We start from the raw sequence: 13886 nt of genomic DNA on the forward strand, positions 1-13886 counted from the left end.
TCCACGCCGTGAAGTCCTGGCCACTGGCTATTTCCCCCATCCACAGGCACAATCCGCCCCGCCACTTTGCTGGCATTCGCTAGGGGTGTCCTGCTGCGCTGCAGCAGGGCTGAGATCACACCCTTTGAACCTGATTGAGGTCATCCTCGCGCAGGGAAGCTGTTCTGGTGATTCGCCCGCCGTGGTTCCCGGTGCGGCGTGGCGCGCCGTCACGGCCCCTGCTTCGTTGACATACGGAGCATTCATGTCTGTTTCTTCTTCCGCTTCAGCGCCGCACAACCAGGCGCTGTCACCCACCCACCATACAGAGCGTGTCTTTGGTTTTCGTGACCATGCCGCATTGTGGTTCAGTCTGGGCGTAGGCCTGCTGGTCATGCAGGTGGGTGCCTATCTGGTGCCTGCACTGTCCACCCAGCAGGCGGTACTGGCGATTGTGCTGGGCTCCTTGCTGGGCGCAGGCCTGCTCGGCTGGATGGCATTGATTGCCTGCAGGTCGGGGCTTTCCAGCGCTGCGCTGATGACGCATGTCTACGGCACGCAGTTTGCCAAGCTGCCCATCCTGCTGAATCTGGTGCAGCTCATTGGCTGGGGTACGTTTGAACTGGTGGTGATGCGCGATGCCACCATCGCCATTGCCCGCGAGGCTGGGGGCATGCAGGCCAGCTACTGGCCAGTGATGGCCACCCTGCTCTGGGGCATGGTGATTGCCCTGCTGATCAGCGGCTCCATGCTCAAGCTGGTGCGCCAGCTGATTGCACGCGTTGCACTGCCGCTGGTGGTGCTGTCGCTGCTGTGGCTGAGCTGGAGCTTTGTGCAGCTGGCACTGCAGCAAGGCTGGCACAACATCTGGCAGCGGCAAGGCACAGGCGGCATGGGCTGGTTACCAGCCATGGATCTGGTGGTAGCCATGCCCATTTCCTGGCTACCGCTGGTCGCTGACTATGCACGCCACGGGCGCGATGGCCGCTCTGCCCTGCATGGCACCTGGCTGGGCTTTGCGCTGGCCAACATCTGGTGCTACGGACTGGGCGTGCTGGTGGCATTGACGCTGCCAAGCCAGGATCTGGTCACCGCCTTGCTGCTGGCTCAGGGGGGGCTGATTGCACTGAGCCTGATTCTGATTGACGAGGTCGACAACGCCTATGGCGACACCTACTCCGGCGCCATGGCGGTGCACAGCGTGCTGCCGCGCTGGAGTGTGCGCCAGTGGGGGCTGCTGCTGACGCTGGTCTGCGTGCTGCTGGCAATGGTGCTGCCCATGCACAGCATTGAGCCATTTCTGCTGCTGCTCAGCTCGGTGTTTGTACCTCTGTTTGGCGTGATTCTGGGACGCCTGGCCTGGCAGCCGCAAATACAGCTGCAGACCATGCACAGCGTGCGCTGGAGCACCGTCGTGCTGTGGCTAGGTGGCATTGTGCTCTACCACTGCATGCCGCTGATCAGCGAGGATGCAGGCCGCGCCATTCCTACCCTGCTGATCTGCTTTGTGCTGGCACGATGCCTGCCGCGTAGCGCAGTCAGCTGATAAACCACTGATAAACCACTGAGAAATCACTGAAGACTGCAATGGCGCTGTACGGGACATACATCCCGACAGCGCCATTTCAATAGCCGCAGGCTACCGTTGAGAGATAGGAGCTGGCACAAGGCATGCTCGTCCTGCATATACGGCACTGGAATGCAACAGCCAGACCTTGCTGCTTTGTCATGCTTTCATCCAGCGCAAAATTGCTTGCGCAGTTTAGTTGTGTCCAAAGGTTTCAGCAGTTAATATGCGCCGCGTTGTAAAAATGTCAGCACATGCCTTCTGAGCTTGGAGGAAAACAACTTTCTATCAGACGCTGTGCGGCATGATCACCCCATGTGAGGCACTGTGTATTACGCTCGAAGCACCGCTCACACCACAAGGCAAGTCACAGGCTTGCACTGGTGATACCGCCGGGTTACGCAGGTGCTCAACCACCGGCATGTTTGAGTGAGCCCGGTGCCTCATCCCATTGATTAACAGGAGTTATTGCCGCGTGTTGCACTCATTCACCCTTCACCTCACCCGCTCCCTGCGCCGTGGAGGCTTTGCGACGCTGTTGCTGACTGGCATGCTGACTGCTGCCCCTACGCTAGCCCAAGCACAAGAGTTTCTGAGTATCAAGGGCAACACCGTCAACATTCGCGCCAAACCGACCACCAAGTCTGAAATTGCCTGGGAGCTGATCAAAGGCTATCCCGTGCAAGTGATTGCACGCGAAGGTGACTGGCTCAAGGTCAAGGACTTTGAAGGCGTGCTGGGCTGGGTGCACAAACCCTTGACCACCGATGAGCCCCACTTCCTGGTCAAGGCCAATACAGTGAACCTGCGCTCAGGCCCTGGTACCAACCACGCAGTCGTGACCAAGCTGAACAAGTACGACATCGTCAAGACGCTGGAAAAGCAGAGTGACTGGGCCAAGATCCAAACTGCTGACGGCCAGGAAGGCTGGATGTCTACCAGCCTGGGCTGGGGCTGGTAAGAACTTCCCTCACCCAAACCGCAAACGGCGCTTCAAGCGCCGTTTTTTATAGCTGCTTGCGCAGTCTGGATAAGCCCTAGCCCCTGAAAATCATCTGAGGCAATGGTGCAAAACCATGGTTCAGCGGCCCATGGCCCTGCCCTGTATGTACCTGCGCACCCGAGGCAATTGCCCCCACGATATAGGTGCGCGCACTCTCCACCGCAGGCTGCAGTTCAAACCCTAGCGCCATGTGCGCCGCAATCGCAGACGAGAGCGTGCAGCCCGTGCCGTGGCCGTTGTGCGTATGAATTCGCTGGCTGCCCAGTTCCTTGCGCAAGCCGTCCTTGCCTGCCAGCAGGTCTACCACCCATTCACCAGGCAGATGGCCGCCCTTGAGCAGCACATGCGGCGCGCCCATATTCAGCAACGCCTGGGCGGCAGCTTCCATGTCTGAGACATCTTCAATCTTGCGTCCAATCAGCCAGCCTGCTTCGTCCAGGTTGGGCGTGATGACGGTCGCCAGCGGAAACAGCTCGCGCACCAGCACTTCTGCGGTTTCATCATGGATGAGCTTGTCACCACTGGTGGCGACCATCACTGGGTCGAGCACCACCTTGGTGATGCCATGGCGGCGAATGGCATCGGCCACGACATGCACAATCTCTGGCGCGTGCAGCATGCCGATCTTGATGGCGTCTGCACCAATATCCTGCATCACGGCATCGATCTGCGCCTGCAGCATCTCGGGGGGAATACCGTGGATGGCGCGCACACCTTGCGTGTTCTGTGCGGTAATGGCGGTAATCGCCGTCATGCCATAGCAGCCCAGTGCGGCAAAAGTCTTGAGGTCAGCCTGGATACCTGCGCCACCGCCGCTGTCCGAGCCAGCGATGGAGAGCACACGCGCATAGCGCGGCAGGGAGGAAGTGGCACTGCCCGAAGGCATCTGTTGCATCGTCATACGAAAAATTATGACTCAAGCCAAGGCTTGTTCCTGCCTCAGCCCCGCAGTGCCCCCTGCTGTGCTGTAATCGAGGCTTGTGGACGAAACAGGGGTGTCCCGCCAGAACTGCCAACGAACGGCAGCCCGGTGCGCGGCTGAGAAAGACCCTGGGGCAGACAATGCAGCCATGCAGGCCCCGCTACCCGATCCAGATCATGCTGGCGTGGGGAGTTTCACCGGAGCGGCAGCACGCCCGTTTTGTCCTTGGCGACACAGATAAACGGACGTAAACACTCACCATGATCGCTCTGACCTCACCTTCACACATTGCCATTCTGGGCGCAGGCCTGATGGGCCGTCTGCTGGCCCTGGAGCTGGCACGTGAAGGGCATCGCGTGGACATGTTCGAAGCCAAGGGACCCGAAGCCGATGGGGCCGCCGCTCGCGTGGCAGCAGCCATGCTGGCGCCACTGGCGGAGTCGGCCATCACCGAACCCGGCGTGGTGCGCATGGGCCAGTATGGCCTCACGCGCTGGCCTGAGCTGATTGCGCAACTCCAGGAGCACGTCTTCTTTCAGCAAAACGGCACGCTCGTTGTCTGGCACCGTCAGGACACAGCAGACGCCAACCGCCTGTGCGGACTGTTTGAGAAAAACCGCCGAATCAACCCCACGCTGCCAGCGCTGGAAAACCTGAACGCCCAGCGCCTGAACGACGTAGAGCCCGCCCTGCAGGGCCGTTTTACTCAGGGCGTCTACCTGCCCGGTGAAGGCCAGCTGGACAACCGCCAGCTGCTGGCTGCCCTTGAAAAAACACTGACACGCCTGGGCGTTAATTTTCACTGGCACACCCCACGCGAAACCACCGACTTTGCGCCTGGTACCGCAGGCCAGCCCGATCTGGTGATTGACGCCCGCGGCCTGGGCGCGCGCACCGAATGGAAATCCCTGCGCGGCATACGCGGCGAGGTCGTGCGCGTGTATGCACCTGAAGTGACCCTGCAGCGCCCCACACGCCTGGTGCACCCCCGCTATCCGCTGTACATCGCACCCAAGGAAAACCATTTGTTTGTGATTGGCGCGACCGAGATCGAATCTGACGACATGAGCCCAGCCAGCCTGCGCTCGGTCATGGAGCTGCTCAGCGCCCTCTACACCGTGCACTCAGGGTTTGCCGAAGCACGCATTCTGGAAATTGCCACCCAATGCCGCCCTACGCTGCCAGACAATCTGCCTGCCGTGCGCTGGCTGAGCGAGCGCGTGCTGCAGGTCAACGGCCTGTACCGCCATGGCTACATGATTTCTCCGGCTATGCTCGACGTCACGCTGCAGATACTGCGCACCGGTAGCACCGAGCTGGCCGAACGCTTTGACGTGCCCGTGCACCAGCCTGCTGGCGTCTGATTTTTTCTACCCCGTCTTTGCCCTGATCTGGACAGACATGCACATCACCATCAACCAACAAACCGTGGAACTGCCTGACCACGCCACCGTGGCCGATGCCGTTGCCCAATGGCAACCCAAGCCACCGTTTGCCGTTGCCGTGAATACGGAATTCGTACCCAAGTCCGGCTATGCCACTCGCACCCTGCAAGCGGGCGATCGCCTGGAAATCATTGCCCCTGTCACAGGCGGCTGAGCATCTTTCAGAAATTTGAATGAAATTGGCCTCTAGCGCTTATCTTACGGGCGCTGGCAGCTATCAAAACGATATGACTACTGAGACTTCTTCTGCCACCGACAGCCTGGTGCTGTACGGCCAGACCTTCCACAGCCGCCTGCTGCTGGGCACCTCGCGCTACCCATCGCCTGCGGTGCTGGAAGCCGCCGTTACACGCGCCAAGCCCGCCATGGTCACCGCCTCCCTGCGCCGCCAGGGCAGCAATGCCGCCGAAACCGGCGCCAGCTTCTGGGAGCTGCTGCGCAAACTCAACGTGCCCGTGCTGCCCAACACCGCGGGCTGCATGACCATCCAGGAAGCCGTCACCACCGCCCAGATGGCGCGTGAAGTGTTTGACACGCCCTGGATCAAGCTGGAGCTGATTGGCGACGACTACACCTTGCAGCCCGATACGCTGAATCTGGTGGAAGCTGCCTCCATCCTTATCAAAGACGGCTTTCAGGTGCTACCCTACTGCACCGAAGACCTGGTGCTGTGCCAGCGCCTGGTGGACGTCGGCTGCCAGGCCGTCATGCCCTGGGCTGCCCCCATTGGCACAGGCCGTGGCCCTGCCAACCCCTATGCCATGCAGGTGCTGCGCGAGCGCCTGAATGTGCCACTGATCGTGGACGCCGGTCTGGGCCGCCCCTCGCACGCTTGCACCGTCATGGAGTGGGGCTTTGATGGCGTGCTGCTCAACACCGCCGTGGCCCTGTCGGAAGACCCCGTGCGCATGGCTGGTGCCTTTGCCGATGCCGTGCAGGCTGGCCGTGATGGCTATCTGGCTGGTGCCATGGCTGAGCAATCTGCCGCCCAGCCCAGCACCCCCGTTCTTGGCACACCGTTCTGGCACCATGACTGAGCAGCACATCACCGAGATGGCCAGCGCCATCGTGGCCGCGCACCGCGCCACCTTTACGTCTGACACGCTGCCCTCGCAGCCTGTGCCAGCCCCCAGCCGCAGCGAACCGGCGTACCTCGCCGCTTTGCAGGCCTGCAGCGCGCTGGGCTTTATCGCCATTGACGCCGAATGCCTGGCCCAGGCCTGGCAGCGCCAGACAGAACGTACTGGCCAGTTCGATGCCGCCCACTGGCCTGATGACCCGCAGGACTTTGGCCTGGCAGGTGCAGACCCCACGCTGGCTTTCCCAGAATGCCCACGTGCTCTGGGTCTGTACGGCGTACTACCCACTGCCGAATGGGTGGGACGCATGGCCCGCGCAGGTGTGCCCACGGTGCAGCTGCGCTTCAAAAGCGATGACCAGGCAGCCATTCGCCGCGAAGTGCAGGCCGCTGTGGCAGCCGTGCAAGGCACCAACGCACGCCTGTTTATCAACGACCACTGGCAGGCTGCCATTGATGCAGGTGCATACGGCATCCACGTGGGCCAGGAGGACCTCGATGCACTCGAAGGTGCGCAACTGGACGCCATCCGTGCCAGTGGCCTGCGTCTGGGCGTGAGCACCCACGGCTACGCCGAAATGGTGCGCGCCCATGCGGTGCAGCCCAGCTATATCGCCCTTGGTGCCGTGTTCCCCACCACGCTCAAGAAAATGGCCACCGCACCGCAAGGTGTGGCACGCCTGCAGGCCTATGTGCGGCTGATGCAGCAGTACCCACTGGTGGCCATTGGCGGCATTGCGGCTGAGCAGTTCCCACAGGTATTGAGCACTGGCGTGGGCTCGATTGCTGTGGTGCGTGCACTGGTCAATGCGCCAGATCCAGAAGCCGCAGCACAAGATTTGCTCAGCCGCATGCACAGCAAGTAAAGACCTACTACTTCATCTTACGTAGTACCCACAACCATCCCTCGATTTGGCACGGCTCATGCTTTATAAGCAAAAGCAACTGCAGACAGTGTTTTCAGCCTGCAGTTCGCTCAAAAAATTTCAAGCTTAGCTATTGACCTTTTGAGGGATTCCCCCATGAAACACACTCTGATCGCCCTGGGTGCCGCGCTGGCATGCCTGGGTACTGCGCACGCCCAAAGCAACGTAGAACTGTCTGGACTGGTCGACATGTATGTCGGCTCCATGAAGGCTCCCGGTGGTGCACGCACCAGCCAGGTGGGTTCTGGCGGCCTGACCACATCGTGGTGGGGCATCAAGGGCACGGAAGACCTGGGCAATGGTCTGAAGGCTGGCTTTGCACTGGGTGCTTTCTTCCGCGCAGACACCGGCACCCCTGGTCGTTGGGACGTAGGCTCCGGCGCCTACGACGAAACTTTCTTCGCGCGTGACGCCAATGTCTCCCTGTCTGGTGGCTTTGGTACGGTAAAGCTGGGCCGCTCCATGGCCCCCAACTTCCTGCCTACCATCCTGTTCAACCCCTACGGTGACTCCTTCACTGTCTCGCCGCTGGTGCTGCACGCCAATACGGGCTGGGGTGTGGATGATACCCACAACTACAAGACCACAGCTGCGGACACTGGCTGGAGCAACCAGATCACCTATAGCACTCCCAGCTTTGGTGGTCTGAGCGCCAACCTGCACTACCAATTTGGTGAGCAAAGCGGCGACAACAAGAACAAGAAGAACGTAGGCGCCAATGTGCTGTACTTCCAGGGCCCGCTGGCCCTGTCTGCTTTCATCGAGCGCGCTCAGATTCGTAACCCCAACACTTCAGAGCAGCCTACCAAGCAAAACTGGATGCTGGGCGGCAGCTATGACTTCTCCGTAGCCAAGCTATATGCCACATACGGCCAATCCAAGGTCAAGGACTCGACTGTACCCAAGTACGACGCCAAGACCACATCGCTGGGCGTAGACGTGCCTGTAACCAAGGCTGGCACCTTCAAGGCTGCTGCGGCCTACACCAAGGCAGAAACTGCTAACCCTGCAGATATCAAACGCACCACCTATACCCTGGGCTATGACCACTTCCTGTCCAAGCGCACCGATGTGTACACCGTGGTGATGTACGACAAGATCAAGAACATGCCTTCTCCATTCACAGCAAGCAACGGTTCCGGCACCAGCGTAGCCGTGGGTATCCGCCACCGTTTCTAAGCTACATCTGCTGGCAAGAAAAAACCGCTGCGGCTTGCGCCCAGCGGTTTTTTTCATGGATGGTGTTCAGCAGCCGTATCAGCCAGCCTGGCGGAATCGCCAGAGGCTGCGCAGTGTCAGCACGGCACACAGCCAGTGCAGCGCCAGCAGTACCAGCACCTGTGCCTGACGCAGCAGACTCTCGTGCTGCGCCAGAAACTGTGTCAGCACACCATGGTGCAGCACCAGCGCAGTCAGCAAGCCTCCGATCACATAAATAAGTAGAGCGCCTTGCGCCCATTCCTGCTGGTTTTCCGAGTGTTTTTTACGCGAAATGACCAGCAGACCAGCGCAAGCTGCTATAGAAATCCATGACTGCCACAAACTCAGCTGCTGCAGCTGGTCACGCACCGCATGCCAGTTGCTGGCACTGTGCAGCAGCACGGCCACGGCCAGCGTGCTCAGACTGAGCGTCAGCAGCCAGCTGCCAGTGAGCGCCAGCGCAGCTTTGGGGCGTGTGCTGTGTGTGGCCATGCCTGCTGAAGCGTTGCCTTAGATGTACTTGACCGCAACGATTTCGTAGCGGCGCACACCACCGGGGGCCTGCACTTCGGCCACATCGCCCTCTTCCTTACCGATCAGGGCGCGGGCAATAGGGCTGGAGATGTTGATCAGGCCGTGCTTCAGATCGGCCTCGTCTTCACCCACGATCTGGTAGGTCACCTGGTTGCCCGTGTCTTCGTCTTCCAGATCGACAGTCGCGCCAAACACCACGCGGCCCTGCGCATCGAGTGCGGCGGGGTCAATGATCTGTGCGGTCGAGAGCTTGCCTTCGATCTCCATGATGCGACCTTCAATAAAGCCCTGGCGATCCTTGGCGGACTCGTACTCGGCGTTTTCACTCAGGTCGCCCTGGGCACGTGCTTCGGCGATGGCCTGAATCACTTCAGGACGGTCCACAGTCTTCAGGCGCTGCAGCTCGGCCTTGAGCTTTTCTGCGCCACGCTTGGTAATTGGAATGGTTGCCATGTCAGTTTCTCCACATACGGCTGGGCGTACACGCGCACGATTGCGCAGTTGCGCCACAAGGGCATGTCCAGAGCGCCACACGACGTGGCTGTATGGATGGGACGCCCCAAAAGCAAACCGCCGCGCAGTGAGCCGCGCGGCGGTGTTCCTAGGTTTAGGGATCAATTATGCCGTGTTTACAGCCGCCGACCCTCAGTAAAACCCGATGCAGCCTATGAATGCTGCAACATTGCGTGCAATTCCTGCACCGAATGTACTTCCAGATCGCCACGCATGGCCTTCATGCCATCCACGGCAGCTTCTGCGCCGAAGATGGTGGTGAAGGTGGTCACGCGGTTGAGCAAAGCGCTGGTACGGATGGCGCGGGAGTCCGCAATGGCGTTGCGGCGCTCTTCCACCGTGTTGATGACCATGGCGATTTCGCCATTCTTGATCATGTCCACGATGTGAGGGCGACCTTCTGCCACCTTGTTCACAGCCTGCACTTCCAGGCCCGCTTCTGCCAGAGCAGCTGCAGTGCCGCGCGTAGCGCACAGGGTGTAACCCATGGCAGCCAGCTCCTTGCCCACAGCCACGGCACGTGCCTTGTCGTTGTTCTTCACCGACAGGAACACCTTGCCAGACTCAGGCAGATTCACGCCTGCGCCCAGCTGGCTCTTCACAAAGGCTTCGCCGAAGGTCTTGCCTACGCCCATGACTTCACCAGTGGACTTCATCTCAGGGCCGAGGATGGTGTCCACACCGGGGAACTTCACGAAGGGGAACACCGCTTCCTTGACGCTGAAGTAAGGCGGTGTCACTTCCTTGGTGATGCCCTGCTCTGCCAGAGTGTCACCGGCCATGCAGCGTGCTGCCACCTTGGCCAGCTGCACGCCGGTCGCCTTGGAGACGAAAGGCACGGTACGCGAAGCACGGGGGTTCACTTCCAGCACGTAGATCACGTCCTGGCCGTCTTGCTCCTTGATGGCGAACTGCACGTTCATCAGGCCCACCACGTTCAGGCCTGCGGCCATGGCAGCGGTCTGGCGCTTGATTTCAGCCACAGTGTCAGCCTTCAGGTAGTAAGGAGGCAGCGAGCAGGCCGAGTCACCGGAGTGCACGCCCGCTTGTTCGATGTGCTCCATCACACCGCCGATGTACACGGCACCTGTCTTGTCACGCACACAGTCCACATCGCACTCAATGGCGTTGGACAGGAAGTGGTCCAGCAACACGGGGGAGTCGTTGGAAACCTTCACGGCTTCGCGCATATAGCGCTCCAGGTCGCGCTGCTCGTGCACGATTTCCATCGCACGGCCGCCCAGCACGTAGGAAGGACGCACCACCAGGGGATAGCCCAGGCCAGCAGCCTTTTCCAGTGCTTCTTCTTCCGTACGCGCAGTCGCGTTAGGTGGCTGGCGCAGACCCAGGTCGTTGAGCAGCTTCTGGAAGCGCTCACGGTCTTCGGCTGCGTCAATCATGTCAGGGGTCGTGCCGATGATCTTCACGCCTTCGCGCTCCAGACCCAGGGCCAGCTTCAAAGGTGTCTGACCGCCGTATTGCACGATCACGCCGTCAGGCTGCTCCACGTCCACGATTTCCAGCACGTCTTCCAGCGTCAGTGGCTCGAAGTACAGGCGGTCGGACGTGTCGTAGTCGGTCGAAACGGTTTCGGGGTTGCAGTTGACCATGATGGTTTCGTAACCATCTTCGCGCATGGCCATGGCTGCGTGCACGCAGCAGTAGTCAAACTCAATACCTTGGCCGATGCGGTTGGGGCCACCACCCAGCACCATGATCTTCTTCTTGTCCGAAGGTGCGGCTTCGCACTCTTCGTCATAAGTCGAATACATGTAGGCGGTGTTGGAGGCGAACTCCGCTGCGCAGGTGTCCACGCGCTTGAACACGGGGCGCACCTTCAGTGCCTTGCGGGCTTCGCGCACGGCCTTGTCGGTGGTGTGCAGCAGCTTGGCCAGGCGACGGTCAGAGAAGCCCTTTTGCTTCAAGGCGCGCAGCGTAGCAGCGTCCAGCATGGACAGCGCCTTGTCACCATGGGCTTCGTAGTGCTTGTCCAGTTCGAGTTCGATCTTCACGATCTCTTCGATCTGCACCAGGAACCACTTGTCGATCTTGGTGATGTTGTGCACTTCATCCAGCGTCCAGCCGGCAGCGAAGGCATCGCCCACGTACCAGATGCGCTCGGGACCAGGCTCGCCCAGTTCCTTTTCCAGGATTTCGCGGTCCTGGGTCTTCTCGTTCATGCCGTCCACGCCCACTTCCAGACCACGCAGGGCCTTCTGGAAGGATTCCTGGAAGGTACGGCCAATGGCCATCACCTCACCCACAGACTTCATCTGGGTGGTCAGGCGGTTGTCAGCAGCAGGGAACTTCTCGAACGCAAAACGTGGGATCTTGGTGACCACGTAGTCGATGGTGGGCTCGAACGATGCGGGGGTTGCGCCACCGGTGATTTCGTTCTTGAGCTCGTCCAGCGTAAAGCCCACAGCCAGCTTGGCCGCGATCTTGGCAATTGGGAAACCTGTGGCCTTGGAAGCCAGTGCCGAGGAACGCGAGACGCGGGGGTTCATCTCAATGACGATCATGCGACCGTCCTTGGGATTCACCGAGAACTGCACGTTGGAGCCGCCAGTGTCCACACCAATTTCACGCAGCACTGCCAGCGAGGCATTGCGCATGATCTGGTATTCCTTGTCGGTCAGCGTCTGTGCAGGCGCCACGGTGATGGAGTCACCGGTGTGTACACCCATGGGGTCCAGGTTTTCGATCGAGCACACGATGATGCAGTTGTCCGCCTTGTCGCGCACCACTTCCATCTCGTACTCTTTCCAGCCCAGCAGCGACTCTTCAATCAGGAGCTCGTTGGTGGGGGATGCTTCCAGACCGCGCTTGCAGATGGTCTCGAATTCTTCGGCGTTGTAGGCAATGCCACCGCCTGTGCCGCCCAGCGTGAAGCTGGGGCGAATCACGGTGGGGAAACCCACGTGCTTTTGCACTTCCCAGGCTTCTTCCATGGAGTGCGCAATGCCCGAGCGTGCGGAGCCCAGACCAATCTTGGTCATGGCGTCCTTGAACTTCAGGCGGTCTTCTGCCTTGTCGATGGCTTCAGGCTTGGCACCGATCAGCTCCACGTTGTACTTATCCAGCACACCGTGCTTCCACAGATCCAGCGCGCAGTTCAGCGCAGTCTGGCCACCCATGGTGGGCAGGATGGCATCGGGGCGCTCCTTGGCGATGATCTTCTCGACCGTCTGCCAGGTGATGGGCTCGATGTAGGTCACGTCCGCCGTATTGGGGTCGGTCATGATCGTCGCTGGGTTGCTGTTGATCAGAATGACCTTGTAACCCTCTTCGCGCAGCGCCTTGCAGGCCTGCACGCCGGAGTAGTCGAATTCACAGGCCTGGCCAATCACGATGGGGCCAGCGCCAATGATCAGAATGCTTTTGAGGTCGGTGCGCTTAGGCATTTTTGTGGCTCTCCATCAGCGCGGTAAAGCGGTCAAACAAATAGGCGATGTCATGGGGTCCGGGCGAAGCCTCGGGGTGGCCCTGGAAGCAGAAGGCGGGCACATCGGTGCGTTCCAGGCCTTGCAGCGTGCCGTCAAACAGGCTGATGTGCGTGGGGCGAACATTGGCTGGCAGGGTATCCATTTCCACGGCAAAACCGTGGTTCTGGCTAGTGATGCTCACGCGGCCGGTGGCCAATTCCTTCACAGGGTGGTTGGCACCGTGGTGGCTGTTCTGCATCTTGAAGGTCTTGGCACCCGAGGCCAGGGCCATGATCTGGTGGCCCAGACAGATGCCAAACAAAGGCTTTTTGGCGGCCATGATTTCCTGCGCCGCAGCAATGGCGTAGTCGCAAGGCGCTGGGTCGCCAGGGCCGTTGGACAGGAATACACCATCAGGATTCAGCGCCAGCACGTCCTTGGCAGGCGTCTTGGCAGGAACCACGGTCAGCTTGCAGCCGCGCTCAGCCAGCATGCGCAGGATGTTCTTCTTCACGCCAAAGTCATAGGCCACGACGTGGAACTTGGGGCTCTCGAGCTTGCCGTAGCCTTCGCCCAGCTTCCACTCGGTTTCCGTCCAGTCGTAGGCAGCTTCGGTGGTCACCACCTTGGCCAGATCCAGCCCCTTCATGGCTGGCGCAGCCTTGGCAGCCGCCAGTGCTTCGTCAATCTTGGCCTGGGTCACTTGCTCACCCGCTGCCAGACCGACGATGGCACCGTTTTGCGCGCCCTTGTCTCGCAGCAGGCGTGTCAGCTTGCGGGTGTCAATGTTGGCAATGGCAACGGTGTGGTTGCGCACCAAATATTGGGACAAAGTTTCATCGCAGCGGAAGTTGCTGGCCAGCAGTGGCAGATTCTTGATGATCAAACCTGCAGCATGGACTTTGTCGGCTTCCACATCCTCTCGGTTCACACCGTAGTTGCCGATGTGGGGGTATGTCAGCGTAACGATCTGTTGGCAGTAGCTAGGATCGGTGAGGATTTCCTGATAGCCAGTGATAGCAGTGTTGAACACCACTTCACCCACGGTGGTGCCTTGCGCACCAATGGAATTGCCAATAAAGACCGTGCCGTCTGCGAGCGCCAGGATGGCGGATGGGAAGCTTCCCTGAAGAGACAAAAGCACTGGATTCTCCGGTTCTAAATACGGTTACGCCCAGCGCGTGCTCCTGCGACCTAGCGTCGTGGAGCAAGTGGCTACTGCAATGAATGACGAGTAAGCGTCGCTAGGCGTATGGAAAGAATGCTGAAAAGCCACTCATTATATCCATCGCCT

General features: G+C 60.1%; 12 protein-coding genes and 1 riboswitch. Of the genes, 7 read left to right on the forward strand and 5 right to left on the reverse strand.

The features are described from left to right. The first annotated feature begins 71 nt into the window (after positions 1-71). Positions 72-174: riboswitch (TPP riboswitch) on the forward strand. A gap of 70 nt (positions 175-244) precedes the next feature. Both F7P80_RS04325 and F7P80_RS04330 read left to right on the forward strand, forming a co-directional pair. Next, positions 245-1525, forward strand: a complete 1281-nt coding sequence (locus F7P80_RS04325) for a purine-cytosine permease family protein (protein WP_151043048.1) — start codon at positions 245-247, stop codon at positions 1523-1525. Positions 1526-2021: 496 nt separating this feature from the next. Continuing rightward, entirely contained in the window at positions 2022-2507 is a 486-nt protein-coding gene (locus tag F7P80_RS04330) for an SH3 domain-containing protein (RefSeq protein WP_249041373.1), read from the forward strand. A 76-nt stretch (positions 2508-2583) separates the two neighbouring features. On the opposite strand, the gene thiD is transcribed toward F7P80_RS04330, so the two are convergent. Then, positions 2584-3450 carry a bifunctional hydroxymethylpyrimidine kinase/phosphomethylpyrimidine kinase gene (gene thiD / locus F7P80_RS04335; RefSeq protein ID WP_054066873.1) on the reverse strand — a complete coding sequence of 289 codons (867 nt, stop codon included), beginning with the start codon at positions 3448-3450 and terminating at the stop codon, positions 2584-2586. A gap of 281 nt (positions 3451-3731) precedes the next feature. Between thiD and F7P80_RS04340 the strand changes: the two genes are divergently transcribed. The 5 genes from F7P80_RS04340 to F7P80_RS04360 all read left to right on the forward strand — a co-directional run bounded on the left by F7P80_RS04340 (position 3732) and on the right by F7P80_RS04360 (position 8099). Beyond that, positions 3732-4835 carry an FAD-dependent oxidoreductase gene (locus F7P80_RS04340; protein WP_151043050.1) on the forward strand — a complete coding sequence of 368 codons (1104 nt, stop codon included), beginning with the start codon at positions 3732-3734 and terminating at the stop codon, positions 4833-4835. 37 nt (positions 4836-4872) lie between these two features. Then, on the forward strand, positions 4873-5070 hold the full coding sequence (gene thiS / locus F7P80_RS04345) for a sulfur carrier protein ThiS (RefSeq protein ID WP_054066945.1): 198 nt from the start codon (positions 4873-4875) through the stop codon (positions 5068-5070). A gap of 73 nt (positions 5071-5143) precedes the next feature. Then, positions 5144-5953: a thiazole synthase gene (locus tag F7P80_RS04350; protein ID WP_054066944.1), complete on the forward strand. Its 810-nt coding sequence runs from the start codon at positions 5144-5146 to the stop codon at positions 5951-5953. After that, entirely contained in the window at positions 5946-6860 is a 915-nt protein-coding gene (thiE, locus tag F7P80_RS04355) for a thiamine phosphate synthase (protein WP_054066872.1), read from the forward strand. The genes F7P80_RS04350 and thiE overlap by 8 nt, the downstream gene beginning before the upstream one ends. 156 nt (positions 6861-7016) lie before the next feature. Continuing rightward, positions 7017-8099: a porin gene (locus tag F7P80_RS04360; RefSeq protein WP_151043052.1), complete on the forward strand. Its 1083-nt coding sequence runs from the start codon at positions 7017-7019 to the stop codon at positions 8097-8099. A 78-nt stretch (positions 8100-8177) separates the two neighbouring features. On the opposite strand, the gene F7P80_RS04365 is transcribed toward F7P80_RS04360, so the two are convergent. From F7P80_RS04365 to carA, 4 genes are all read right to left on the reverse strand, one after another. Then, entirely contained in the window at positions 8178-8612 is a 435-nt protein-coding gene (locus tag F7P80_RS04365; protein WP_151043054.1) for a hypothetical protein, read from the reverse strand. A gap of 18 nt (positions 8613-8630) precedes the next feature. After that, on the reverse strand, positions 8631-9107 hold the full coding sequence (gene greA / locus F7P80_RS04370) for a transcription elongation factor GreA (RefSeq protein WP_054066943.1): 477 nt from the start codon (positions 9105-9107) through the stop codon (positions 8631-8633). 212 nt (positions 9108-9319) lie between these two features. After that, on the reverse strand, positions 9320-12571 hold the full coding sequence (gene carB / locus F7P80_RS04375; RefSeq protein WP_054066869.1) for a carbamoyl-phosphate synthase large subunit: 3252 nt from the start codon (positions 12569-12571) through the stop codon (positions 9320-9322). Further along, complete coding sequence (carA, locus tag F7P80_RS04380) at positions 12564-13736, reverse strand: glutamine-hydrolyzing carbamoyl-phosphate synthase small subunit (protein WP_054066868.1); 1173 nt, start codon at positions 13734-13736, stop codon at positions 12564-12566. Before carA ends, carB begins: the two co-directional genes overlap by 8 nt. Positions 13737-13886 lie beyond the last annotated feature (150 nt).

The organism is Comamonas kerstersii (assembly GCF_008801935.1).
Classification (GTDB): domain Bacteria; phylum Pseudomonadota; class Gammaproteobacteria; order Burkholderiales; family Burkholderiaceae_C; genus Comamonas; species Comamonas kerstersii.